The 25,220-nt window shown below is 44.5% G+C and carries 19 protein-coding genes and 2 pseudogenes; 11 read left to right on the top strand and 10 right to left on the bottom strand.

From position 1 onward, the window contains the following. The first annotated feature begins 31 nt into the window (after window positions 1-31). The 4 genes from B7360_RS00210 to B7360_RS00195 all read left to right on the top strand — a co-directional run bounded on the left by B7360_RS00210 (window position 32) and on the right by B7360_RS00195 (window position 5,867). On the top strand, window positions 32-715 hold the full coding sequence (locus B7360_RS00210) for a transglutaminase-like cysteine peptidase (protein WP_005392134.1): 684 nt from the start codon (window positions 32-34) through the stop codon (window positions 713-715). Window positions 716-720: 5 nt separating this feature from the next. Continuing rightward, a complete protein-coding gene (locus B7360_RS00205) occupies window positions 721-2,634 on the top strand; it encodes a LapD/MoxY N-terminal periplasmic domain-containing protein (RefSeq protein WP_031780239.1) in 1,914 nt (637 codons plus the stop codon). Between the two features lie 15 nt (window positions 2,635-2,649). Beyond that, window positions 2,650-4,764, top strand: a complete 2,115-nt coding sequence (locus B7360_RS00200; RefSeq protein WP_006740888.1) for a type I secretion system permease/ATPase — start codon at window positions 2,650-2,652, stop codon at window positions 4,762-4,764. Between the two features lie 509 nt (window positions 4,765-5,273). Continuing rightward, window positions 5,274-5,867 carry a mechanosensitive ion channel family protein gene (locus B7360_RS00195; protein ID WP_012842403.1) on the top strand — a complete coding sequence of 198 codons (594 nt, stop codon included), beginning with the start codon at window positions 5,274-5,276 and terminating at the stop codon, window positions 5,865-5,867. Window positions 5,868-6,217: 350 nt separating this feature from the next. Here B7360_RS00195 and B7360_RS00190 read toward each other — a convergent pair whose 3' ends face one another. Together B7360_RS00190 and B7360_RS00185 are read right to left on the bottom strand one after the other, a co-directional pair. Further along, on the bottom strand, window positions 6,218-6,523 hold the full coding sequence (locus B7360_RS00190; RefSeq protein ID WP_029832907.1) for a hypothetical protein: 306 nt from the start codon (window positions 6,521-6,523) through the stop codon (window positions 6,218-6,220). A gap of 120 nt (window positions 6,524-6,643) precedes the next feature. Further along, window positions 6,644-7,072 (bottom strand): hypothetical protein, encoded by a 429-nt coding sequence (locus B7360_RS00185; RefSeq protein WP_085342447.1) that lies wholly within the window; start codon window positions 7,070-7,072, stop codon window positions 6,644-6,646. A 58-nt stretch (window positions 7,073-7,130) separates the two neighbouring features. Between B7360_RS00185 and B7360_RS25165 the strand changes: the two are divergent. Next, window positions 7,131-7,244, top strand: a pseudogene (locus B7360_RS25165) (mechanosensitive ion channel family protein); the annotation flags it as partial. A 240-nt stretch (window positions 7,245-7,484) separates the two neighbouring features. Here the strand turns inward: B7360_RS25165 and B7360_RS00175 are convergent. Then, the gene (locus B7360_RS00175; protein WP_085342446.1) at window positions 7,485-7,823 is read right to left on the bottom strand and encodes a hypothetical protein; all 339 of its coding nucleotides are present in this window, start codon (window positions 7,821-7,823) and stop codon (window positions 7,485-7,487) included. 231 nt (window positions 7,824-8,054) lie between these two features. On the opposite strand from B7360_RS00175, the gene B7360_RS00170 reads away from it, so the two are divergent. Then, complete coding sequence (locus B7360_RS00170; RefSeq protein WP_085342445.1) at window positions 8,055-8,639, top strand: flavodoxin family protein; 585 nt, start codon at window positions 8,055-8,057, stop codon at window positions 8,637-8,639. Window positions 8,640-8,701: 62 nt separating this feature from the next. Here the strand turns inward: B7360_RS00170 and B7360_RS00165 are convergent, their stop codons facing one another. Further along, complete coding sequence (locus tag B7360_RS00165) at window positions 8,702-10,327, bottom strand: ABC transporter substrate-binding protein (RefSeq protein WP_085342444.1); 1,626 nt, start codon at window positions 10,325-10,327, stop codon at window positions 8,702-8,704. 141 nt (window positions 10,328-10,468) lie between these two features. Here B7360_RS00165 and mpaA point away from each other — a divergent pair, with 141 nt between their 5' ends. After that, the gene (gene mpaA, locus B7360_RS00160) at window positions 10,469-11,179 is read left to right on the top strand and encodes a murein tripeptide amidase MpaA (RefSeq protein WP_085342443.1); all 711 of its coding nucleotides are present in this window, start codon (window positions 10,469-10,471) and stop codon (window positions 11,177-11,179) included. 19 nt (window positions 11,180-11,198) lie between these two features. Here the strand turns inward: mpaA and B7360_RS00155 are convergent, their stop codons facing one another. Continuing rightward, entirely contained in the window at window positions 11,199-12,050 is an 852-nt protein-coding gene (locus tag B7360_RS00155; protein ID WP_033907250.1) for a MurR/RpiR family transcriptional regulator, read from the bottom strand. A gap of 242 nt (window positions 12,051-12,292) precedes the next feature. On the opposite strand from B7360_RS00155, the gene murQ reads away from it, so the two are divergent. From murQ to B7360_RS00140, 3 genes are all read left to right on the top strand, one after another. Further along, a complete protein-coding gene (gene murQ / locus B7360_RS00150; protein ID WP_085342442.1) occupies window positions 12,293-13,195 on the top strand; it encodes an N-acetylmuramic acid 6-phosphate etherase in 903 nt (300 codons plus the stop codon). Window positions 13,196-13,223: 28 nt separating this feature from the next. After that, on the top strand, window positions 13,224-14,678 hold the full coding sequence (murP, locus tag B7360_RS00145) for a PTS N-acetylmuramic acid transporter subunit IIBC (protein ID WP_025551980.1): 1,455 nt from the start codon (window positions 13,224-13,226) through the stop codon (window positions 14,676-14,678). A gap of 148 nt (window positions 14,679-14,826) precedes the next feature. Next, window positions 14,827-15,882, top strand: a complete 1,056-nt coding sequence (locus tag B7360_RS00140; RefSeq protein ID WP_074190281.1) for a porin — start codon at window positions 14,827-14,829, stop codon at window positions 15,880-15,882. Window positions 15,883-16,075: 193 nt separating this feature from the next. On the opposite strand, the gene B7360_RS00135 is transcribed toward B7360_RS00140, so the two are convergent. Then, window positions 16,076-17,002 carry a LysR family transcriptional regulator gene (locus tag B7360_RS00135; protein ID WP_085342441.1) on the bottom strand — a complete coding sequence of 309 codons (927 nt, stop codon included), beginning with the start codon at window positions 17,000-17,002 and terminating at the stop codon, window positions 16,076-16,078. A gap of 88 nt (window positions 17,003-17,090) precedes the next feature. Here B7360_RS00135 and catC point away from each other — a divergent pair. After that, window positions 17,091-17,750: pseudogene (catC, locus tag B7360_RS00130) on the top strand (type C chloramphenicol O-acetyltransferase). A 56-nt stretch (window positions 17,751-17,806) separates the two neighbouring features. On the opposite strand, the gene B7360_RS00125 reads toward catC, so the two are convergent. The 4 genes from B7360_RS00125 to B7360_RS00110 form a co-directional block, all read right to left on the bottom strand. Then, window positions 17,807-19,486, bottom strand: a complete 1,680-nt coding sequence (locus tag B7360_RS00125; protein WP_085342440.1) for a DUF342 domain-containing protein — start codon at window positions 19,484-19,486, stop codon at window positions 17,807-17,809. Window positions 19,487-19,737: 251 nt separating this feature from the next. After that, on the bottom strand, window positions 19,738-21,765 hold the full coding sequence (locus B7360_RS00120) for a tRNA(Met) cytidine acetyltransferase TmcA (protein ID WP_085342439.1): 2,028 nt from the start codon (window positions 21,763-21,765) through the stop codon (window positions 19,738-19,740). A gap of 105 nt (window positions 21,766-21,870) precedes the next feature. Further along, a complete protein-coding gene (locus B7360_RS00115; RefSeq protein WP_006740903.1) occupies window positions 21,871-22,845 on the bottom strand; it encodes a ParB/RepB/Spo0J family partition protein in 975 nt (324 codons plus the stop codon). A gap of 7 nt (window positions 22,846-22,852) precedes the next feature. Beyond that, the gene (locus tag B7360_RS00110) at window positions 22,853-24,070 is read right to left on the bottom strand and encodes an AAA family ATPase (protein ID WP_005374503.1); all 1,218 of its coding nucleotides are present in this window, start codon (window positions 24,068-24,070) and stop codon (window positions 22,853-22,855) included. Window positions 24,071-25,220: the final 1,150 nt, after the last annotated feature.

The raw sequence follows: 25,220 nt of genomic DNA, 5'->3' as shown, positions 1-25,220 counted from the left end.
TAGAAGAGTATACTTGTGATATGAGTCGAATATGCGATCCAATTTGAAGCGTAAAGTTACATTATTAATCAGTTTAAGTTGTTTTTCGTTCCAAATTGGTGCGTTAAGCAGTAAAGAACAACAATGGGTCAATACGGTCACAGCGGTGTACGGCGAACGTGCGGGATTGCGCGTAAATACATGGCGAAAAAACCTCGACTTATTTAAACAATTAGAGACACATGAACAGCTCGCTGGCGTCAACGACTTTTTTAACCAGCTGTATTTTGTTGACGACATAAAACTGTGGGGAAAGACAGATTATTGGGCTACGCCACTCGAATTTTTAGGGAGTAATGCAGGGGATTGTGAGGATTTCACCATCGCCAAGTACTTCTCGTTACTCGAGCTAGGAATACCAGATTCTAAGATGCGTTTGATCTACGTAAAAGCCATCGAACTGAATCAGTTTCACATGGTATTAGCTTACTACCCAACCCCAAGCTCTGAGCCGCTCATTCTCGACAATATCAACCCTGATATTGTCCGAGCCTCTAAACGTAGCGACTTGCTACCGATATACAGTTTTAATGGTACAAACCTGTGGTTGATGAAGTCTTCTGCTAGCACTGGAGAGCTGGCAGGGAAAGCATCACGGTTGAGCCTTTGGAATGACTTACGCTCGCGCGAACGTAAGTTGCAGTTAAATAAACCTAAAATTAACTATGACGAGTGAGAAACATGACCCTATATAAGAAGCTTGTAGTGGGAATGGTTACGGTCTTTATACTCTTGTTGGCATCAGTATTCGTAATCCAATTCAACACAACTCGAGACAGCTTGGAACAACAGCAACGTTCAGAGGTCAACAACACCATTAACACCGTAGGTTTGGCATTAGCTCCTTACCTTAAAGACAAAGATAAAGTCGCGGTAGAATCCGTGATTAATGCTCTGTTTGACGGCAGCACCTACTCGGTTGTTCGCCTTACCGCTTTGGATTCTGACTACCAAATCGTGCGCACTTACCCGGTTAAACCAAGTACGGTGCCACAATGGTTTATCGACATGAATCTATTCAAAGCCATTCACGATAAGCGCGTAGTGACCAGTGGTTGGATGCAACTTGCTGAAGTGGAAATCATTAGCCACCCAGGAGCTGCTTACGAGCAGCTCTGGCAAGGCTTTATTGGTTTGTTATCTGCATTCAGTGTCATTTTCCTGGCTGGTTTAATTGCTATTTCGTACATCCTCCGTCGCTCACTAAAACCATTAGCGGCCATCGTGAAGAAAATGCATGAAATCGCTAATAACCAATTTGGTGAACCACTTGCTCGTCCAAGAACTAAAGATCTGATCGCGGTCGTAGATGGCATTAACATGATGTCTGCTCAAATTGAGCTGTCATTCAAAGAGCAAGCGAAAGAGGCACAACGACTGCGTGCTCAAGCTTACCTCGACCCTATCTCCAAACTGGGTAATCGCTCGTTCTACATCAACCAAATAGACCAATGGCTTGCAGAGCAAACGCAAGGGGGTATCGCGCTACTCCATGCAGAATACATTGGTGACATTTACGAGACAAAAGACTACCAACGCGCCGATGCCCACGTAAAAGAGCTGTCTCAACGTCTGAAAAACACCATTGATGTGCCGGGAGCTACCATTGCACGCCTGTCTAGTGATGAGTTTGGCCTGCTTTTCCCACACATGGATGAAAGCGAACTACGCATTTTGGCGGACAGCATCGTGAACTGCGTTAACGGGTTGAACACTGATCCAACCGGTCTAGCCAAACCAAAAGCAGCCTTAGGTGTTGCGCATAGTAAAGACCAAAAAACGCGCTCTGAAATCTTATCTATGGTGGATAATGCGCTCTCGAAAGCCAAAGCTCAACCAGACAAAGCTTACGGCTTTATCGGCAGTGACACACCTTCTAACTTAATGGGTAAACAGCAGTGGAAAGCGCTGGTTGAAGAAGCGATTCATAGCGATTGGGTTAAATTCCGCTTCCAAGCAGCGAAGAACACTTGGGGTAAAGTGTTCCATAACGAAGTGTTCTCAAGCATCGAAAAAGAGGGCGAAACGTTCCGTGCCAACCAATATTTATTCGCACTAGAGCAGTTAGACGCCACCAATATTTTCGACCAGTACGTTATTGAGTCGATGATTAAGATGCTAGAAAGTGGCGAGCTAACCGATCCTGTCGCGATCAATATTGCGCAAAGCAGCTTGTCTCAGCCATCGTTCATTCGCTGGACCACCAGCATGTTAGAAAAACACGCAAAAGTGGCCTCTAAGCTACACTTTGAAATTCCAGAGGAGTGTTTTATTGATCAGCCTCACCACACGGCGCTGTTATGTAATGCCATTCGCCAATCCGGAGCTGAGTTTGGCGTAGATAACTATGGACGTAACTTCCAATCATTGGAGTACATCCAAGAGTTCCGCCCTAACTATGTGAAGCTCGATTACCTATTCACACACAACTTACACGACGAAAAACAGAAATTCACGCTAACGTCGATTTCTCGTACTGCCCATAACCTAGGCATTACGACTATCGCGTCGCGTATTGAAACTCAAATCCAGTTGGACTTCCTCACCGAGCATTTTGTTGAGGTATTCCAAGGATTCATCGTCGACAAGGAATAAAAAGGTTTACCACAGATGAAAGACCCTTTACTGAATTCGCTCATCTACGTTAGCCGTTACTATGGGTTAGCTAACTCGCCAGAAGCGCTGGTCAATGGCCTTCCGCTTTCAGACGGCAAGCTAACTCCATTTTTGCTACCAAGAGCAGCGGAAAGGGCCGGATTGGTTGCCAAGGAAAACCGCGCAGAGCTGGAGAACATCTCCAGCCTGATTCTGCCGGCAATCTTAGTTCTTAAAGGCGGTGACTCATGCGTTCTCAACAGCATTAACGCGGAGACACGCGAAGCCGAAGTCACCACCTTAGAAAGTGGAATGGTGCCAATCTCCATTCCATTAGAAGACCTACTTGAGCAGTACACTGGTCGCTACTTTTTAGTTAAAAAGCAATTCCGTTTCGATGAGCGCTCTCCCGAGGTGCTCAAAACCAACGAAGGTCACTGGTTTTGGTCAACCTTGTGGCAGTCAAAACGTATCTACCGCGATGTTTTAATCGCCTCACTTCTCATCAACCTCTTTGCCGTTGCCGCCCCGCTGTTCACTCGTTTGGTGTACGACAAAGTGGTACCGAATCTCGCGTTTGAAACCTTATGGGTATTGGCAAGCGGCATCTTTGTTGTCTTTCTATTCGATTTCATACTCAAATCGTTGAGAAACTACTTTATTGATGTCGCAGGAAAGAAGTCTGACATTCTGATTTCCTCCAAACTGTTCAGCAAAGTGATGGGCATCCGAATGGAGTCCAAGCCGCCTTCGGTCGGCGCATTCGCTCGCCATCTTCAAGAGTTTGAATCTATTCGAGAATTCTTCACGTCTGCAACCGTCAGTGCCCTAATTGACCTGCCTTTTGCTATTCTTTTCTTAGTGATTATATGGCTAATGGCTGGCGATCTTGTATATGTTCCAATGGTCGGAGTGGTCATTTTGATTGTCCATTCGCTACTGATACAAGGACCGCTGCGTCGCTCTATAGAGGAAGGGTCACGCTTAGCATCGCAAAAATACGCCAACTTAATTGAGAGTCTAGCGGGGCTAGAAACCGTAAAAATGCTCAGCGCGCAAAGCCAATTCCAATACCGTTGGGAAGAAGCGGTGGCGCACATGGCGAACTGGAACATCAAAAGCCGCCGCATTACCGACAGCATCCAGAATGCGGCAGGCTTCGTGCAGCAAAGTAGTAACGTTGGGATGATCATTCTCGGTGTTTATCTGATTGCAGAGGGCGAGCTCACTATGGGTGGCTTAATCGCCGCAACCATGTTGAGTGGTCGCGCCATAGGGCCTTTGGTTCAGCTGTCTTTGCTCTCAACGCGCTACAACCAAGCGAAGTCTTCTATGACGATTATCAATCAAGTCATGGAAATGCCAGACGAGCAAGAAGAAGGGAAACGCTACATCCATCGCCCAATCATCCAAGGTAAGATTGAAATTGATCGCGTAACGTTTCATTACCCAGACTCTCCTGTCGCGTCTATACGTAACATTTCTCTCACGATAAATCCTGGAGAAAAAGTCGCGATAATCGGTCGGATTGGTTCGGGTAAGACAACGTTAGAGCGCTTGATTATGGGCTTGTATAAGCCAACAGAGGGGCACGTACGTATCGATGATACTGATATTGCACAGCTTCACCACGTTGATGTTCGACGTAACATCGGCTGTGTGCCTCAAGATTCGAATCTATTCTTCGGTTCGATTCGCGACAATATTACCTTGGGTCGTCCACTAACCGATGACCGAGACGTGCTTGATGCAGCAAACCGTGCAGGCGTGACCGCATTTACACAATCGGATCCAGCTGGTTTAGAACGTCAAGTAGGTGAAGGTGGTGCGATGCTTTCTGGTGGTCAACGTCAAGCCGTCACGATCGCTCGTGCATTTTTGGGCCGTCCTCCCGTCCTACTCATGGATGAACCGACCAGCGCGATGGATAACCGCTCTGAAATGCATATTAAGCACCAGCTATCTCAGCTCAAACCGAGCGAAACATTGATACTGATTACGCATAAAACGTCGATGCTCGACATCGTTGATCGAGTTATTGTGATGGAGAAAGGCAGCATCATTGCTGATGGTCCTAAAGCGCAAGTGCTGAATGACTTGAAGCAAGGCAAAGTACGTGCGGTTAGCTAACCGAAATTAGCATTTAGAAAAGAGAAAGGCCCCGTTTACACTCATGTTTAACGGGGCTTATTTTATTGAGAGTCCAAGATAGTTAAGCTCTTCAAGCGCTATCCAAACGAGCACTAGCCCCACAATCACGACCAACATCATAATCGCCTTTTCATCTTCTTCCATTTGATAGATATCCTAGCAAGCCATTTCACTCAACACGTCTTAGGTTATCAGGACAAAAATCATATTCAGCACGTTTATACGCTCCTATCCTCATACAATACCGGATATGAGATACAGCTCAAATATTAAACACTTTAAAACCGCATCAACTTTGGTTGAATATATGCGGTGAGCGCAAACAGAAGTAAAGCTCTGCACACTATTGATAAAACTCTACAACTCTCCGTAGGCTCTAGGGCTAAATTCCTAGGTAGAGAGACGAAAATGGAGAGAAAAATTTGTGATTACTTACATCAGAAAATCAGCTATAACAGCGGTTTTCTTAATATCGTCGAGTTGAAGAAATGAATGATTGGATCCATCTAGATCAAGTGAGCCAGTATTTCACCGCTGGCTCTCTCGGGTACAAAGTCTTAATGGGCATTATTGTCCTGATTGCTTATCGCATTCTGAAGAGAATCGTCAATCGAGCCATTTTAAACTTAGCGACCTCAAAAGGTGTAAAAAAGGCCCGCCTGAGTTTTATTCAGCGTTGTTTTAACGTCGTGCTTTTATTTTTAACCGCGTCTGTTTTTGCCATTATCACCGGGATTGGCTATGGCGATGTGTCATTGTTCCTATCGTCCATTTTCGCCGTATTGGGTGTGGCGTTTATTGCGCAGTGGTCAATTCTGAGCAACATCACTGCCAGCTTTTTGATCTTTTTTGTCTTCCCATACCGAGTGGGCGATCGCATTAAAGTCGTAGACAAAGACGAAGACATCAGCGGCGAGATTCAAGAAATCAGTATGTTTCACGTGTTAATTAAGCACGATAACGGTAACTTGATCACTTACCCAAACAACCAGATTTTGCAAAAAGCGGTACTAAAGCTGGCGAAAAACAAGCCAGAGCCAAGTAAAGCAAAGTCTCGGATTTATACTCGCAGAAAGAAATAACCCACTAAAAAGCCGATGTATCTACATCGGCTTTTTAGTATCAACTGGTGGTCACAAATAACCCAAAGTTAATGGCGAAAAACAGTGAAGAGACAAAACGTATAAGCTGAAAGGTCACCACTGTATTCTTTCATGATAAAAACATGACACATCGCCGAAACCAAAAGCGCCACTTTAACCAAAGTAAGCTTCTTCTTTACGAACCTTAAATAAATACAAAAAATAGAGATGGTGCAAGCAAAGAAAAAATCGTCACTAGTTCCGCCTATTACTCATCACTAGTATCGGTACCTTTATCATCGTTTCCAAGAGAGTTTTCTACATAGGCTTTTTTATTCCACTTTCACCCTCTAATAAAGAGTCAAAAATATTGGTATGGTAATTAATAAAAAGTAACCGATGACCGCGCCCCTCATAACAGGAAACTGTAGCCAAATACCTGCGCACTGCACCACAGAGACCAGAAAAGCCATTACAATAATCGCTTTAAATTTGAGCAGAACCGAATTGGTAAGCAAAGGCAATGAATAGACCAATGCAAAAGGGATAAAAACATAAATAGTCGAATAATCGCCGCTAATAGAAAGCTCAGTGTGCAGCATAACTACCAACATCAATAGTAGAAACAGTGATACGCCCCTCGATAAAACGATCATCTACTCATCCTTTTTAAGTATACCTTTAACACTTTAATACACGACATGTCAGCGCTACATCATTGAGCTCTATCCTTTATGCAACAAGAGCTAGCACCAATACTTCCGTAATACGTTAATTTATATACATGTTAATAGAGGGATATACTTACAAAATCCTGCTTCGGTTATATACTGATCTTGATAGATCATTTCTTTTCCTAAATATATCTGTTGTAACTCAATATTTTTTCCCTGATCATAACTAGCATCATAGGCACCGGAAGCAGTTAGTGTTGTTGTACTTAAAAGTTGTGTTTGTAACCATCTGCACATCTGCGGTGACAGGCTATCTGCATAATATAGTAGATTGCTTTTTTTATCTTTAATTATCGCAACTTTTGTCCCATTTCCCCATCCCCTAGAATCAGCACAAAGCACCTCATCCAAGCTCAAGTTTACAGTCTTAAATGTACTAGTATCAGGTGTTGTACAAAATAGCCAAGCTAAAAATAGGGAGAAAAACGTAAAGAGACTACCTATTTTCAAAAGTCTTACTATTCTATTCATTATATTCTCCTATTGTTTTTATTGTACCAACGCCATCAGTCAAATTAGAGATTGAATGCTGATCACTTACCCAAACAACCAGATTTTACAAAAAGCAGTGCTAAAGCTGGCGAAAAGCAAGCCAGAGCCAAGTAAAGCAAAATCTCGTATTTATACTCGCAGAAAGAAATAACCCAAAGTTAATGGAGAACAACAGTGAAGAGACAAAACGTATAAACTGAAAGGTCACCGCTGTATTCTTTCATGATAAACACATGACACATCGCCGAAACCAAAAGCGCCACTTTAACCAAAGTAAGCTTCTTCTTTACGAACCTTAAATAAATACAAAAAATAGAGATGGTGCAAGCAAAGAAAAAATCGTCACTAGTTCCATCTTCCTTAAAATACAAGGACATGGTTTTAGTTAAGCTTATATTTTTAGCTTCATTATGAGCCACCCACTAATATTTAGCGAGATAAGGGCAGAAAAGAGGTAAAAAACAAGACTGACCGAAACAAAAAGTAGTGCATGCACTTTTTCTTCTAAGCTCTCTGGATGAACATTCATATCCACATCAAACACCCCCGCTATAAAGTGTGCAAATACCGTGGAAGAGGCTGTAGAAAGGCCTCCTACCATAATGATAATAATCCCTCGCCTTAAGAAACGATGAAATGTACTTTTCCCGCCTTGGATCAGGTCTGAGTTTACATATTTTAATCTATTTTTCCGCCTATTAATCATCACTAGCATCGGTACCTTTATCATTGTTTCCAAGAGAGTTTTCTACATCTTTAAGATCTTCCTTTAACGCTTTTATACACGACATTCATCGTCGTTGCATTCACTGTAGTTATGCCGTCGACTTACCCTATAAGAAAGCTCTTTAGATACCAATTCGTACTTTATCTATCTCAAATCTCTTCTTGACCTCAACTTAGCTTGAGGTTTTAGCCTTAGTCGCACGATTAAAAATCAACAATGAAAAAAGGAACCATTGTGTCCAAAATTGCGATTATTTATTTCTCTAAAACCGACGTTACTGGTCAGCTTGCTCGCGCGATTGCCGCAGGTGTTGAACAACAAGGCATTAAGCAGCAAGATGAATGTGAAATCCTCTCTCACCGAATTGAAGGCAGTGAGATTATTGAGGGACGTTTTGTGAACCCTAAACTAATGGATGAACTTGCTGAGTGTGATGCGATTATCTTTGGCTCACCGACCTATATGGGCGGTGTAGCAGCGCAGTTTAAAGCATTTGCAGATGCAAGCAGTGAATCTTGGTATTACCAAAAATGGGCGAGCAAAATCGCGGCTGGCTTTACCAGTGGTGGGGCAATGAATGGCGACCAATCTTGCACATTACAATATCTACAAACGCTCGCTAACCAACACGGCATGATGTGGGTCGGGTTGGATAAGATCAGCAATTCTGGGGAGCAAAACCTGAATCGTTATGGTGTACAAGGTGGTATTGTTGCACAAGGTGGTGAAGGTGGTCAGTTGCATGCTTCTGATGTTGCAACGGCGGAGTATCTTGGCAAACGAGTCGCAATGCTAGTGGACAAGCTCTCCGCTCGCTAACAATAAACAGAAGCCCCGTAAGACACATCTTCGGGGCTTCTGTTTATCGCTTGTTTTGAGCGCTACTTCTTGATGTAGAGATCTTTCGAGTAGATGCGCCCTTCTACGTTATTCTTTGCAAAGCCACCCACGGTTGGACGAACCAAACGTGCTTGCATGTAGTAATAGATTGGCGCGATGGGCATATCTGTCGCCAGCAACCGTTCAGCTTGGTCGTAAAATCCTTGGCGCGCTTTCTCATCGGTTGCAGCCAATGCACTGTTCATCGCGTTGTCGTACGCTTCACTGCTGTAACGTGCAAAGTTACCCGAAGAACCTGAGCGAAGTAAGCTCAGGAAAGTAGACGCTTCATTGTAATCACCGCACCAGGAAGCACGCATCACATCGAAATTGCCTTGTTTACGCGCCACTAAGTACGACTTCCACTCTTGGTTTTCTAACTCCACGTTTGCACCGAGATTTTTTTGTAGCATCGACGCTATCGCAACCGCGATCGATTTGTTTACCTCACTGGTGTTGTACAGCAATTTAAAATCGAGCGGCTTGTCTTGGCTGTAACCCGCTTCTTTTAACAACTGACGCGCTTTCTCGTCACGTTGTTGCTGACTCCACTTACTGTATTCAGGCGGCGTCGCATCAAACCCGGCGGTGTACTGATGCGCAAAGGTATAAGCAGGAAGGTTGCCCACTTGCGTGACACCATTCGTAATCACATCACGCATGATGGAGTACGACACCGCTTGACGCACTCGCGCATCATCAAATGGCGGACGAGTGGTATTGAACGCGTAGTAATACGTGCACAGTAATGGCACCACCGTGTAAGCCTGCTTATAATCTTGTTTAAGCTTCTGCGCCATATGAGTCGGCACATCTGACGTGATATCCAGCTCTCCTGCCGCATAACGATTGATCGACGCGTTTTGGTTTTCAAACGGAATGTAAGTCACTCTGTTTAAATGCGTATCTGCGTTGTCCCAGTAACTTGGATTCTTAACCAGTTCAATGCGCTCATTCACGACCCACTTATCCAATGTGAATGCACCATTGCCAACAAATTGGTCTGGATCGCTCCACGGCTTTTCGCGGTTTTTCACTGTGGCTTGATGCACTGGCATCATGGACGTGTGCCCAGTCATAGCAACAAAGTACGGAACTTGACTGTCCAACTCAAAACGTAGGGTGTATTTATCCACCGCCGCGATACCGAGATCGTCCAGAGGCTTTTTGCCCTCTGCCACATCGGCGATGTTTTTGATCTTGGTGAGCTTGAGATACCAAACATTTGGAGACGCGGTCTTCGGATCCACCGCTCGGCGCAGTGAATAGACAAAATCATCCGCCGTCACAGGCTCGCCATTCGACCATTTTGCGTCTTTGCGTAAGTGAAAAACAAAGGTTTGGTTGTCCTTGGTTTCCCATGATTCTGCCACACCGGGAATGATGTTTCCGTCACTATCTTGAATCACAAGACCTTCAAATAAGTCACGAATCACATGCATTTCTGGCAGACCTTCGGCTTTCGCTGGGTCAAGCGTCGCCGCCTCTGCGTCATTCGCACGTACTAAATGCTGTTCTGCGGCAAGTTGAATGCCTTTAGGTAAGGTCTCCGCAGCAACTGATGTAGCAAGAAAAGGGGTGAATAAAGAGGAAATCAGCAACGCCGTTGAATGTTTTTTAAAATCCATATCGTTTTTCGTTCTCCTAACGCGTCTTGTGAAGCAAGTGCCACAATTAACATTTCAACCGTTGACGAGTTTAAACGGTTCAGTTTAGCTAGGTGTAATTAGCTTAGATATTGATACTACTTCATCAATCAGGAGATTACGGTGAGTCTAATTCCAAGAACGGAAAGAGCGACATTTTTAATTCGGCCAACAACATACGGTCATTCCGTGCTTGGTGCGCCATTACTGTATTTTCCGGCGCAAGTCGAAAGTGCTTCGCGAGGTTTGATTTTGGCAGGCACTCACGGGGATGAGACAGCCTCGATTACAGGTTTGTCCTGTGCGCTAAGAAGCTTGCCAGCTAAAAACTTACGACATGATGTGATTCTGTCACTGAATCCGGACGGCAACCAGCTAGGCACACGCGCAAATGCAAACCAAGTGGATCTCAATCGCGCGTTTCCAACCCAAAATTGGACTGAGCATGGCACCGTGTATCGATGGAGCTCTCACACACCCATTCGAGACGTAAAGGTGAAAACAGGCTCTAAAAACCAGCTAGAGCCAGAAGTTGGCGCATTAATTAACTTGATTGAACTACGCAAGCCAAAGTTTGTTGTGTCGTTTCATGAACCGCTGGCGTTTGTGGATGATCCCAAACATTCCGTCCTTGCCAAATGGCTCGGCGAGCAGTTCCAACTGCCAATCGTTGACGATGTCGACTACGAAACACCCGGCTCATTCGGCACTTGGTGTAGTGAACGTGATTTACCTTGCATCACGTTGGAGTTACCGGCAATTTCTGCCGATCTCACCATTGAAAAGCATCTCCCCGCCTTTATTGCTTTACTGATGCACGATCCGGATCTTTAGTTCGCTGTTGGTTAAGCGATCATGTGAGGATCTGTTTGATGTCGGTACTGATATCGCTGATCAACTGACGGGCACTGTCGTCTCTTTGCTGAACCAAGATGATAAACAGCAAATCGGTGATCACGTTTTGCGCGGTGCGTGAAGCAATGGATGAGCTGCGATGTTCCGTTTCATTGGCAATCGTATCAAACGTAATATCGGCAATACCGCGCAAGCGGCTTCTCCCAGGAGCAGATAACGCAATCACCTTCGCGCCCTGCTCTTTTGCCGCTTCTGCCGCGACGAGAATTTCTTTGCGCTCACCCGAAAACGAGATTGCGATCTGAACATCTTCTGGAGAGAGCGTGCGGGCAACAGCAATCTGCACGTGGCTGTCTTGTTCAGAAAGCGCCGTAATACCAAGTTTAAGCAGTTTAAAGCTTAAATCCTTCGCGGTCAGGGCTGAGCCCCCAATCCCGACCACTTGCACTCGACGCGCTTCACTCAACCATTTCACCGCTTGGTGACACGCTTCGTAAGACAGCGTATTGGTGGTTTGAAACATAGCATCGGTTTTCGCTTTCACCAGTTTCTGTGAAATAACCGCAATGGGGTCGTCAGCCAAAATATCACTGTGCAGCGGTGTCGACTGCATCGCATGCTTACGGCCAATCTCTTCATTCAGAGCTAATTTAAACTCGCTGTAACCTTTAAAGCCGATACGCTGAGTAAATTTCACAATGCTCGATTGACTCACTTTTACTTGCGCCGCAAGTTCTTGGCTGGTGAGCAGCGCCGCCTTTTCTGCGTTTTCAACAATCCAATCGCCGACCAAACGACCACTTTGCGAAAGCTGAGTACGCCTCGCGACTATCTTATTGATAACTGACACAACAAAAACCTCAAAAATTTTAAATAAATTATTCCAAAACAAAAATAATTGGAGTTTGATTTAACTCCATGATTATTCTAACCAAGCCAGTTTATACCGGATGTAATGGACGTATATTTTCTCTCATTATTCCAAATTTCGCCTGCACAAAGAATAACCTCAAGTGTGATTTTTATCACCAAAACAGAATATTTTATTCCATAGAATCGCCCTCAGATTGAACATTACGAAGAGTGTAAAACATGAAAATTGATTTAAGCCGATTGGTGACAGAAAGCCGTAATCCAGCCAGTGCCGAGATTGATACGCTTTCGACCATCGAGATGCTGCAAGTCATTAATGAAGAGGATCAAAAAGTCCCGCTCGCGGTAAAAGCGGTGCTACCACAAATTGCAGAGACAGTTGATGCAATTACCCAAGCTTTTGCAAATGGTGGCCGTTTAATTTACATGGGAGCTGGCACATCAGGCCGCTTAGGAATTCTTGATGCGAGCGAGTGTCCTCCTACCTACGGAACGCATCCAGATATGGTAATTGGCTTAATTGCTGGTGGACATCAGGCGATTTTGAAAGCGGTAGAAAACGCAGAAGACAACGCGAAAATGGGTCAAGACGACTTAAAGGCGCTTCACCTCACCAAGCATGACGTGGTTGTAGGCATTGCAGCAAGTGGCCGCACACCTTATGTGATAGGTGGTTTGGAGTACGCTAAATCCATCGGAGCTACGACCGCATCTATCGCTTGTAATCCAGAATGTGCCATGGCAAAAGCGGCCGACATCGCGATTCTGCCGATAGTTGGCGCAGAGGTTGTCACTGGATCTTCTCGCATGAAAGCCGGCACCGCACAAAAACTGGTGTTAAACATGCTTACAACAGGCGCAATGATTCGTAGCGGCAAGGTGTTTGGTAACTTAATGGTGGATGTAGAGGCCACCAACGCCAAGCTCATTCAACGCCAAACCAACATTGTTGTGGAAGCAACCGACGCCTCAAAAGAAGAAGCAGAGCGAGCATTAAATGCCTGCGATCGCCACTGTAAAACCGCCATCTTAATGATTTTGGCCAATTTGGATGCCGAACAAGCCAAATCACGCCTCGCCGCGCACAACGGTTTTATTCGCGCAGCACTAAATAATAACTAAATAATCCGAGTTCTGAAGGATAGACCCTATGGCAAAAATAACTTCAAACACAGTATCGCAGTTGCTGTCCGCAGTGGGTGGCAGCAGCAACGTAAGCAAATGTGGTAACTGTATGACGCGTTTGCGTTTATCGCTCGCCAACAATGGCTTGGCTGACCAGTCTGTTATCAAGCAAATTCCCGGCGTAATGGGTGTGGTGGAAAGCGATGAGCAGTTTCAGATCATTCTCGGTCCCGGAAAAGCTCAACAAGCGGCTGAGATGATGAATCAATTGATCGACAGCTTAACCTCTAGTGACAGTGAAGAACCAGATATGCCGCAACAAGATCTTTCTGCCGTCGCGGCCGAGCAAAAAAAGCAGATGAAGAGCAAACAAACCAGTGCGGTTCAGCGTTTTTTAAGCAAGTTTGCTACCATCTTTACGCCGTTGATCCCTGGTTTTATTGCCGCTGGTTTGTTGCTAGGTTTTGCGACGTTATTGGAACAGATGTTTGTTCTCGACCAGACACCAAGCCAGTTTATGCTGGATTTGATCGCCTACATGAAAGTCTTTGGTAAGGGTCTATTTGCTTTCCTAAGTATTCTGATTGGTTACAACGCGCAGCAAGCGTTTGGCGGCTCTGGTGTTAATGGTGCCATTCTCGCCTCTTTGTTTGTACTGGGTTACAACCCAGAGGCTACATCCGGCATTTACTCTGGCATGAACGAGTTTTTCGGCTTTGCGATTGATCCGCGCGGCAACATTATCGGCGTACTTTTGGCGGCGATCATCGGTGCGCAAGTCGAGCGTAAGGTTCGTCAATACATGCCAGATGATCTGGACATGATCTTAACGTCCGTTATCACTCTGTTGATCATGGGTGCGGTAACCTTCTTGATCATCATGCCAATCGGCGGCGAGCTGTTTAAAGGGATGTCTTGGTTGTTCCTCAACTTGAACGATAACCCATTAGGTGCTGCAATCTTGGCAGGTTTGTTCTTAATTTCTGTGGTATTTGGCATCCACCAGGGTTTTGTTCCAGTGTACTTCGCATTGATGGAAGCACAGGGCTTTAACTCGCTGTTTCCTATCCTAGCGATGGCTGGTGGCGGTCAGGTTGGCGCGTCAATGGCGCTGTATTTCAAAGCCAAAAAAGACGCTCTACTGCGCACTCAAGTTAAAGGCGCTATTATTCCTGGCCTTCTAGGTATTGGCGAACCATTGATTTACGGCGTGACATTACCACGCGTAAAACCATTCGTTACCGCTTGTATTGGTGGTGCTGCGGGCGGCTTCTTTATCGGCTTAGTTTCTTACCTTGGCTTGCCAGTTGGTCTTAATACGGTGTTTGGCCCGTCCGGTATCGTGGCGATTCCTCTCATGACATCAGAAAATGGCATCTTCCCGGGCATGATGGTGTTTGTTGCTGGCCTGCTTATCTCTTACATCGTCGGCTTCCTCGCGACTTACTTCTTTGGCTGCAAAGACGTCGATTTAAGCTAAATCATTCTTCCCCTATAGGAATGGACTAGCTCGCGCCCTTGGCAAACAAGGGCGCACCCTCTCTCTACTTCACGACAATTTTTCTTATTCCGTTACTCGGAAGGGGCTTTGTCGTACCTAAAACAACAGAAATGAAAGGTCGTTAATCATGAAAAAGCACATTTTGACTCTACTTATCCCAACATTGATGGCATCAAACGCAATGGCAGCGCAGCTGTATCAAGCGGAAGATGGGTCAGTTTTAAATATTTACTCTCGTCTTGGTTTCAATGTCACCAGTAAAAATGATGAGCACGGCGATGCAAATGGCGAGTTTGATGGCCGTATTGGTTTAAACGGTTCACAAACCATCAACGAGTACGCGTCGATCATCGGCCAAGCGCAATACCAAGTGGGTGCCGCTGAATACGCAAACCAAGTAAACGACAAACCGTCTCTGACCGCACGTTATGTATGGGCGGGGATTGATGCGAAAGATTATGGTCGCATTACCGGTGGTCGCGTGGCATCTGGATTGATTATGTTTACCGACATTGGTGATGTGTTCGCCTCTTCCGATGTTTCTATGGCGCGCCAAGCGAATAAAGTCGACAAAACCGCGACGCAAGTTTTCCGTCAAGATGGCACGCTGCAATACCAAAACAGCCTAGGTAATTTCGATTTTTCTGTCGCGTACATTTTAGGAAACAACACTTCTGAACTCGACTACGGTTACAACACTGCACTGCGTTATACGCTAGATATGGGGAATTTGGGTACCTTGGCACCAGTGGTGGCGATGCAGAAAAATAAAGGTGATGCACGTGAAAGCAACGACACCGATTACACATTCTGGGGCGCAGGTACGCGTTACTACCTAGGTGATTTGATGTTGGGTGCGTTGTACTCGGAAGATGAACTAGAGGGCTATTACTCACAAACCAGTACCGACAAAGTGATGGAACTGACGGCGGTTTACAGTGTAAATGACAAATGGGCACTGCGTGCTGGTTATCGTTCTTTAGAAAACAGTGAGGGTGACGAGCTAGAGCTGAAAGATACAACGCTAGAAGTGCAATACAAACTGACGCCTCGTTCTTCTATCTACACAAACTACGTTGATCGTAACGGCTCGCGTGGCTACAGCAATGGACAAGAAGTCTCGTTTGGCGGTGCGCACGCAGACGAAAGCTACTACCACTTAGGTCTGCGTTACGAGCTGTAAGCACGATACTTAATGTAAGTTAGCTGGATCCATGAGCTTCTTCTGTGTCCGATCAGTAGTTATTGCCTTTAATGCTGATTTGAAGAAGCTCACCCTCGTAATATGTTTTCTTCGTTACCTGTTTTAACCAACACGCCTGCACCAGGAAAACTGGTGACAGTATTTTCGCATTCCTTTGCTTCCTCTATTGTTGCTAAGTTTGTTGTCGCAATTCGCCGACAGAATATATGTTCCTAAAGTGATCAATGAACGCTCGCGTTCTTCTTGGTAAGTGCTCACGTTTTGGGTAAAGCAGATAAAGCGGCAAAATCGCATCCGTTTGCCAATCTGGCAGCAAACTCACGAGTTGTTCTTTTTGTGCAAGTTCGAGTTTAGCCAATGCAAATTCATCTAACATGGCAACACCACAGCCAGCCAAAGTAGCATCCAACATGGACTGGACAAGATTAAAACTCAGCACACTTTCTAACTCAATGCTGCACTGCTGCTGAGTTTGCTTATGCGTAAACGTCCACTTATCTAACACCAAGTCGCGACTTTTATAGAGGATGTGCTCCAAGTCACCAAGCTCCTCTGGCGTACTTACATTTGGTTTATCAGCTAAATACGAGCGATGAGCGATCGGTTTACAGTGTAAAGCGCGTAACTGATGGCCGACGTATCCCTCAGGAGGAGTATCGATAAAGTAGAATGCGATATCAAACCCAGCTTCAATCAAGTCGAGAGGTGTCTCTGTGAAGATCACTTCGACGCTCACTTGTGGATGCTGCAATCGAAACTCGATCAATGTTTGGCTGAGTAACGCGGCTCCGAAAGAAGCAGACGCCGCTATTCTCAATTTTCCCGATACGATCTCGTTTGCCATGACTTGCTCATTGATCTGCTCAGCGCCTTCGAGCAGTTGCTTTACCTGCTGATAAAACCGCAAACCATCGTAGGTCAAATTAAACTGGCGCGTAGTTCGCTGAATAAGCTGCACCGACAATATCTCTTCAAGCTGTTTAAGTTGCCGACTTACATGCGCATTCGAACAATTCAGGCGCTTTGCCGCGCCAGCAATACTTCGCTCCTCACACAAAGCGACGTAAAGTGGTACGTAGCTGAGCCATTTTATTTCCATACAGTAATTCTGAATCTCTAAAATCAAACTACTGGAAATAATAGAAAGCCTCTAAACTCTGTACAACCTAAATTTGAAAGGATGAGTTATGAGTGTTTTCGACACGTGGTTAAAAGGTCAAATCATTAAAGATCACATCACTAATCCCAATATCATCGTTGGCGATTACAGCTATTACTAGGGCTTCTATCATCAAAAAAGCTTCGAAGAGCAAGCGGTACGCTACTTGTTGGGTGACCCCGTCACACTTCAAGAATGGCAAAGTAGGGAACCCGATAGCATCGACAAATTAATCATTGGCAAGTTTTGTTCCATCGCTTCTGGAGCCACCTTCATGATGGCAGGAAATCAAGGTCATCGCATTGACTGGATTTCGACCTTCCCCCTCTCTCCTGAAGAATTTGGAGAAGGCGTACAAGACGGTTTCGAGCGTGCCGGAGACACGGTGGTGGGGAACGATGTTTGGATTGGCAGTGAGGCGATGATCATGCCCGGAGTAAACATCGGCGATGGAGCCGTCATCGGAGCACGCGCCCTAGTGACGAAAGACATCCAACCTTATTCGGTGGTGGTTGGAAACAACCAAGTCGTACGTCAACGATTCAGCGATAAAGAGATTGAAACTCTACTCAATATCCAATGGTGGAACTGGCCAATAGAACAAATTAAACAAGCAATGAAAGTAATGTGTAGCAGCCAAGTCGGTGCGCTTGCGGACTACTATCAAGAGCACATTGTCGATTTTTAGTTAAACAAAAGCCCACACATCTTGTTTCGACATGTGGGCTCAGTAAGTAAGAAAGCTTAAACCGCAGCGACGTCCTCTTCTTCCAAGTTCGCCGAGACTTGAATTTCGTATTGATTGAAACGGAACGAACAACCGCCATGAGTACGCTTTGTCGTTACTTGCTCGTCGCCAAACTGCACCGTCACACGAGTGAAGACACGCTCTTTGGCTTCGACAATATTTTCTTCTAACGCGACTTCAAAGTCATGTTCCGTTTGTTCTAACTTTTGCTTTATCGCTTCAAGCTGCTCGTTGTTTTGTGTTTTCATCACATCAATCTGAGCTTGTTCTTCGTTGGTACGTTCGGCTTTAGGACGTTTCTTAAATTCGAGCTCTTTACGAATCACATCCATCGTTCCTTCTTGAGCACGTTTGTATCGATCTTTGAGCTCTGCTAATCGCTCCTTAAATGCAGAATATCGCGCGAACGCTTCTACCTTAGTGGCGGTGTCGCCTTCTACGCCCAATTGTAAACACACCACTTTGTCACCGACTTTTGCATCCCCGCCGCTGAGCGTACCGTTCCTACCGTTCGCATCCAGCACCGTCAGATTGCGCCCACAAACAATATCGTTATTCATGCTGTGCACCGCCAACTCAATATCTTCGCCGGCTTGCAAATCACAATATTGGGCGTAGCTGGCACGAATCGAACCTTTGGCTTTGACGTGACAACTCTTTGGCTGACCATCACTCACGGTGTGGCCAATGATCCCTTTACCGACTTGGATGTCGTCTTGTGCTTGTACGTCAGCCGATTCAATGAAGCCGCCTACAGTAATAGAGCCCGTCGCTTTAACAATCATTCCGGATTCAATGTTGCCACCGATAATCACATTCCCTTTGAATTTCACGTGACCTGTATTCACGCCAACGCTATTGAGACAGAGTGCGTTATCAACTTCAATGGTTTTGTCTTTAATTAGAGGCGTACCGGATACCGATGCAATCAATAGGTTTGGGTCGTGCTTGCTTATCTCGGTGCCCTTGCCTGGCTTCATTGGGCTGTCTTTCCCGGCTTGTGGAGGAATCACTCGCCCTTGAACAGTAAAACCTGGCGTACCTTTGGTCGCAGGCGTGCGGCGCATCACCTCATCGCCTACGTCAACCGCGATAGTTTCACCGAGGTTACGTAAATCAATTTTGTCGCTAGCAGATTGGCCGTCTTTGGGTTTGAGGATGCGTTTGGTGATGTCTTTAACGAGAGGAGTAAAAAGAGCGTCTTTGCCTTTGATAGGTTGCTTACCAACCGCTACAGGTTGAGAAAAAGTTTCGCCTGGTTTGAGCTGAGTGCTGACAACCAACACTTTCTTCAAAGCCAGTTTGTTGATGCCTTTCGAAACTCGCGCTTGAGCAAGGGCTTGAACAATCTCGGGGCCACGTAAACCTCGGCCTCCGTACGCGCCGACAACGTTCATACTGGCGAGCATGTCATTATTCGATAATTCAACCTCAACTTGCGCGTTGCGTTTTTCCGCAATGACGATGCCTTCGTAGGCCTCGGCTTTACGTTCTTTGGCGCAGTTAATGAATCTCACGACTTCCCCCTCAACAACAAACATCTTTTCAGCGTTCATTGCGACGAGCTGCTCGTTTAATTCATTTTGATTTAGCTCACCACCGAGGTCCACTTCTCCCGGAAGACGGGCTATCACCTTGGTCTTATCTTCAGATAACTCAAGACACAGCTTCCACATACCCTTACCACTTTGCTTCCCATCAACACTTTCAGTCTACCCAAATCCGTTTTCTGAACAAACCTCGCATTTCTTATTATAAGGCTCACGTCACTAAAGAAAGTAATCCATCAATAACGGTTAAACAGATATTAAGAGAGCATTTCGATTTAACCTAAAGCTCAATCAAAATACACACTGAAATAAAAAGGAGCTGGATTTACAATGTAAAATCAGCTCCTAATAATTTCATTTACAGTGTAAATCTCACCTTATTGTTTACAGTGTAAATCGTTCCAAATGTGCTTTACTTCGTCCCTTAGCTGCTGCTCAACTTGCTTTCTTCCAGGTAGCCCAAATTGCTGAGCACATTCAGTCCAACTACGGTTAAGAAAAAGCTTACTGATCATCAAGTCGGAAGCGGAGTTCAAACCTAAGTTAAGTAACCACTGCTGAAGCCAAGCAGACACGGACTCATAACTGTTACCACCATCAGCATAGCATTCAATTAGTAATAACTTAGCGGGATGAAGTGGACTCATTCCCAAAGGTTGCGGTAATAGAGCTCGAAAAATTGAGGCTTCTAATTTTGGATAGACGTCAGCCACATTGTTAGACAACATTTCTTCAAATAGCGCCTGAGATTCATCGACCCAAGCCGTCTGTTTGGAATCACAAGCTTTGACCATCAAGACTGAATAACAACCGCTAGCAGCATCGCGCATTGATCCTAAGCGAATTGTACGGAAGTTCGATTGTCGCCAAAAATGGACCAATTCTTCAGTCGCACCGAAACTCGTGGATAAGTAAGCAATGTGTTTAGCCGCCATTTGCTCAAGTTTCTGCAGCATTTTTTGACCAATGCCTTTTCCTTGCAATGCTGGATGAACAGCAATTCTCATGACTCGCTGCATCGATAACTTCGCGACATTCGGAAATCCTAGGTGGTTTGCAATCGTAACTGGGGCTAAGTGTCCTTTAGGACGACGCTTACCAAGCTGGATTCCTTCAACCAATTCATCGTCAAGCCCACCCTCTTCGACCGCTAATATTACCCCCACAACCATATTGTCTTGTTTAGCAAAATAGAGATGACTATTGTCATCCTGCAAAAGGTGAATTAAATCATTCGGCGAGGTCTGATAATGAGCATTAACCAAAAGAGCAAAGCACTCGCGCAGCAAACTAGGCTGCGATATCAAATCGTCCTTATCGGCTTTAGAAAGGGAAATTGAGTCGACCTGGTTAAGTTGATGGTGCGTTAACTCCGCATCCAACAAAAACGCGTCATAGAGCCATGATTCGAGCGCATCATTCATGCTCCAGCGGATGGGCTGTGTCATGTGCCATGTTTTCATTCCCGAACGCTGTTTCTGAAGCCAATCAACAAATTTAATCGTAAAGCCCCGGCCACAACCTTCATAACCGTGAATAGTCGTAGAAAAAACGAGTCGATGATAATGTTCGGTAATGCTTTTAAGCATAGGAACTGGAATTGCAGCCGCTTCATCGACAAGTAACAAATCACATTCAGGTCGGCTCGATAGAAGTTCGTCAGGAGCAATGAATTGAATGGCTCCCTGCCCTGATTCTAATCTGTCCTTCCTAATACGCTGCGCATTAGGAAGTAACCGCAAAGCATGTTGGTAAACAGGCTCAACAGCTTTTATAGATGGTGCCGTGATTAAGATTCTAAGTGGCTTCTGCTGTAATAAGTTCGCACACGCAATACCAAGTGCGCTTGTTTTTCCACGCCCACGATCAGCGGTCAAAATTAATGGTCGCTTTCGATGTCCTGTCACCACCTTTTCAATTAGAGAAATGGCATGTTCTTGTTCCGTGTAGTGGCTTTCTTTTTCTGCTTGCTTGATGTCTGGAGCCGTTGGCAATGGTTTGTCTTGCTCAATAACAACGAGCTTCTCCCATTGTTTGTGCATCCATTGCTGAGCAAAATTCGTAGGTTGTCGCGACTCAGTAATGATAATAAGAAGACCACCGCCAACCAATGAGCCAAGCGCGGCGGTAAAGCTATTTGCGTCAAAACCATTTCGAGCATCAAACAATAGAACGTCACACTCTCTGCCTAACAACATGTGCCCTTGTTTAGGCGAAACACTGTATGCGTTTTCCAAACCAAAATCGCCGACACAAAACCAACGTTGATACATCTGTGTTTTATGGAACTCTGACACCAATGCATCTTGCCAAGAAGACTCGCCTTGAATGACGATGCCGAATCTTTGGAAAGATTGGTGAGCTTGTTGTTGAAGTGATGAAAGGAAATCAGATTGTGTCTGCATTTTGTCTATCCAACGTTGAACTGACGCAATGGTATCACATCTTTAATTTGACGCTTCTCAGATATAAAAAAACCGCCCGGAGGCGGTTGATTCAATCATCTTTTGTTATTGCAGCTTGTTTTGCACAAAGGCAAGAATCTCTTCCATCAAGCTGTCGTCAACTTTCTTCAAGTTCAACGCCAGACTGCTACCTTTTCGGCTATAGCTTGCTCGACCTTTTACTAAGTCGACTTTTTCGGTCTTCTTGCCAGGTTTTGCTGGTGCAAGCTCAGCAATCCAGTTTTCGATGCTTTCCGTGACTTCTTTTGTCAGACGAGCAACGCCTTGAGCTGTGCTTCGCTGCCATAAAAAGCCTTCGCTAGAGCGACACTTATCTAACAGCTCTTGCTGTTGCTCTGGCGTCAACGTTGAAAACTGTTTGTGCAGTTTCACGATAGTTGGACGACCAAGATCGCCAACATTGGGATACGCTTGAAGCAGTTCTAACGGCAATGCCGCCGCTTTTAAAGCGCCACTTACTAACGCTTCACTGCACTGGAACATTTTCGCCAATGCTTTCTGATCTTCAGCTTCACCACTATCTAGTTTAGCCTGCATCTCTTTACCTTTTTCGTACAAAGAGAGCGGCTTGTGAGCATTTGCCACATCAGACAAAAACTTTGCATGGTCAGTATTGATGTTGTCAGCAACATAAACCAAAAAATCTTGCTCCGCGAGGATACAAGACATGCGACGACGGCTACCATCTAAAACTTCAATCTTGCCATCTTTAGTTCTACGACCCACCGCTGGATATTGTTGGCCACGCTCTTTGAGTGTGACTAAAACATCAGATAAAGCATGTTCGTTTAAGAACGATTGCTCACGAGCGTTATCAACAAACACCGTTGTTTCTGTCGCGACTTTCTCTGCAGGAATACGAACAAGTTCAAACTGAACAATGTTTTCACCTGCGACAGCTAGCTCAATCGTTTGAGCTTTTTCTTTTGCCGCGGTTTGCGCCTCTTGTGGAGTCACAACACGACGTTTATTCGTTTTGCCAAATAATTTCGCGTTTAATTCAGACGTTTTCAAAGCCATTTACTTATTACCCCTGATTCAATGACGGCCAATTAGAATGCAGCACACGCTCTAATTCCAGTGCGCTTTTATGAACAGCATCTTGTGCGGTGGCTAGCGTCTTCTTACCGCCTTCAAAATCGCTTACTGTCAGATCAAATACTGTGCTGTAGGTATCGGCACAGGTTTCAAACGCACGGCTACGAGGGATAGTAGCCATCATAACTTGGTCACCTAGAAGATAGTTCATTTCAGTTAAAACAGAAACTTGCTTCTTATTGTCGTCCTCAAACATGGTTGGCATCAAGCGAACAAACTCAAGACCATTCCAGTCTTCCGGAAACATTTCATATACCGTAGGCAAATGCTGGAAGAAGTTTACTGTTGAAGCCCAGTCCAGACGCTTAGCCGCACAAGGGATTAACAACGCATTTGATGCATACATCGCATTCCATACTAGTGGGTCAACGTGTGGGCCGGTATCAATCATGATGATATCGAAGTCATCAGCAATTTTATCAATCAGTTGCTCTTTTAGCAGACGAACGATATCGAGTGATGGGTCTTCAGATAGCGTTTGCCATGCTTCAGCATTAAACATTGCGTCTTCTGGAAACGCTGAAATCGACTTTAAGTTCGGGTATTGCGTTGGCAGTAATACGTTTTTACGCAAAAATTCACTGTCAATTTCTACACCATCAGGCACGTTACCCAACATAATGTCTACAGCAGAATAGATATTGTCATGCTCTGCCATGCTGATTTGTGGGTTGAGGAATAAACGTAGCGAGCCTTGTGGGTCTAAATCGATTAAACAAATACGGTAGCGTTTATCCAAATTTAGCGCTAAACATGCCGCTAAATGGACCGCTGTCATTGATTTACCTGTACCACCCTTCTGGTTCTGCACGTTAATAATCCAAGGTTTGTTACCTGAATTCTTCTTACGCTCATGAAATTTAGGCACTTCAGCCGCATCCATAAGCATATGTGCTTCTTCTAACGTAATTGAATAATGATTCGCGTTATTTTTAGTAAATTGATGGCCAGCCGCTTCCATTTTACCAATCGCGTCATCGAGCTTACGACGAGTTAAACCTGAACGGGTTTCCATCATCGCCTTAGACATTGGTGGGAAATAGTTATCGCTTCGCTCTTCTAAAACAATTTCAATACGGTCAGCTTGAACCTGCTGAGTCAGCTCCGCCAACTCAAGAAGGTTTTCAATCGTTTTTTCTCTTTTCATGCCAAATTCCGTTGGAAGGATTTATGCTTGCAATTGTACAGCAGTAAAGACCAAAAACAACAAAAAGGTGCACGAACATTTTGAATAACCATCACATAAAAAAACACTCAAATCGACGCTTTTATGATTTATGGTAAAAAACATAACTATTTTTAATTAAATAATCTTCGAATAAATGGACACCTTAAACTTAAAAACAAAAGTGTTACAGCGTCACACATTTACATTGTAAATCAATTTTCTACCGGAACGATTATATTCTTAAGCTAAATTACGGATTATGTTAGGCCAACCTAATTTAAACAAAAAATAGAAAGCAATCTTTCAACATGAACGCTAATAACAACCTTGATCATGTATCCGAGCCAAAAAGGGCAGTTCAAGTGATGTTCCTATGGAAGTATGATCAAGGTATGCTTATGATCATGCTTCCATGATAAAACACAAATACGAAAGCATGATCATGGAAAAATAGAGTAGACGAGGGTGTAAACACGCGGATTAAATAAGATCCATCAATCGGAAATATGATCAAGCTATAGAATCTCTCGGAAGCATGAGTTTTTGTCTCTAATTTACGGTTGAATGCAGTCAGAATGGGGGATGGAGAAGAAATTAGTGGATAGAGAAGCCGGAACAATGAAATTGTTCAAGTGACTATGATAAATCTTACTCTCATGATCATGCTTCCTAATAATAGTCCGAAACTAGGTTTTACTGCGGAATAAGAGCTACTTGGATGTATTTTCATCACATGAGTAATTTATCATCAATATTGTCTCCAGAACGATAGCTATCTCAGCTCTTGATCATCGATCCGAGTATCAATAACATCGACAATGCTCAATAAAATCCTCATTAAGATCATTATTAAACACAGCATCTGTGGATAACCTGTAAAAACATCATGATCATCGTTTCAAGACTCTTTTGATCATCTTTTCATAAACTTAATGATCATGCTTACGAGCAAATGTGATCATGCTTTCAGGCTATTGTTGATCATAGTTTCAGAATCAACATGATCATAGTTCCGACATGCCTGAAAATAATCACTTTATAGAACATGTACTTAGCGGCAAAACGATAGCCAGATCATTAGATCATATAATCAATTAAGATCAGATTAATCAAAAAGATCAGTTATTTA

It is taken from the genome of Vibrio sp. ArtGut-C1 (assembly GCF_002105475.1).
In the GTDB taxonomy this organism is placed as follows: Bacteria; Pseudomonadota; Gammaproteobacteria; order Enterobacterales; family Vibrionaceae; genus Vibrio; species Vibrio diabolicus.
The sequence above is the reverse complement of the archived record's forward strand: the minus strand, read 5'-3'. Positions and strand labels throughout refer to the sequence as shown.

Bases quoted from the DNA above. Each gene is read 5' to 3' on its own strand.
- B7360_RS00125 (WP_085342440.1), bottom strand. From the start codon at position 19,486: ATGTGGAAGCTGTGTCTTGAGTTATCTGAAGATAAGACCAAGGTGATA.
- murP (WP_025551980.1), top strand. From the start codon at position 13,224: ATGGCAAAAATAACTTCAAACACAGTATCGCAGTTGCTGTCCGCAGTG.
- B7360_RS00120 (WP_085342439.1), bottom strand. From the start codon at position 21,765: ATGCAGACACAATCTGATTTCCTTTCATCACTTCAACAACAAGCTCAC.
- B7360_RS00210 (WP_005392134.1), top strand. From the start codon at position 32: ATGCGATCCAATTTGAAGCGTAAAGTTACATTATTAATCAGTTTAAGT.
- B7360_RS00135 (WP_085342441.1), bottom strand. From the start codon at position 17,002: ATGGAAATAAAATGGCTCAGCTACGTACCACTTTACGTCGCTTTGTGT.
- B7360_RS00110 (WP_005374503.1), bottom strand. From the start codon at position 24,070: ATGAAAAGAGAAAAAACGATTGAAAACCTTCTTGAGTTGGCGGAGCTG.
- B7360_RS00195 (WP_012842403.1), top strand. From the start codon at position 5,274: ATGAATGATTGGATCCATCTAGATCAAGTGAGCCAGTATTTCACCGCT.
- B7360_RS00165 (WP_085342444.1), bottom strand. From the start codon at position 10,327: ATGGATTTTAAAAAACATTCAACGGCGTTGCTGATTTCCTCTTTATTC.
- B7360_RS00175 (WP_085342446.1), bottom strand. From the start codon at position 7,823: ATGATAAAGGTACCGATGCTAGTGATGATTAATAGGCGGAAAAATAGA.
- B7360_RS00190 (WP_029832907.1), bottom strand. From the start codon at position 6,523: ATGATCGTTTTATCGAGGGGCGTATCACTGTTTCTACTATTGATGTTG.
- B7360_RS00140 (WP_074190281.1), top strand. From the start codon at position 14,827: ATGAAAAAGCACATTTTGACTCTACTTATCCCAACATTGATGGCATCA.
- B7360_RS00185 (WP_085342447.1), bottom strand. From the start codon at position 7,072: ATGAATAGAATAGTAAGACTTTTGAAAATAGGTAGTCTCTTTACGTTT.
- B7360_RS00205 (WP_031780239.1), top strand. From the start codon at position 721: ATGACCCTATATAAGAAGCTTGTAGTGGGAATGGTTACGGTCTTTATA.
- murQ (WP_085342442.1), top strand. From the start codon at position 12,293: ATGAAAATTGATTTAAGCCGATTGGTGACAGAAAGCCGTAATCCAGCC.
- B7360_RS00115 (WP_006740903.1), bottom strand. From the start codon at position 22,845: ATGGCTTTGAAAACGTCTGAATTAAACGCGAAATTATTTGGCAAAACG.
- B7360_RS00200 (WP_006740888.1), top strand. From the start codon at position 2,650: ATGAAAGACCCTTTACTGAATTCGCTCATCTACGTTAGCCGTTACTAT.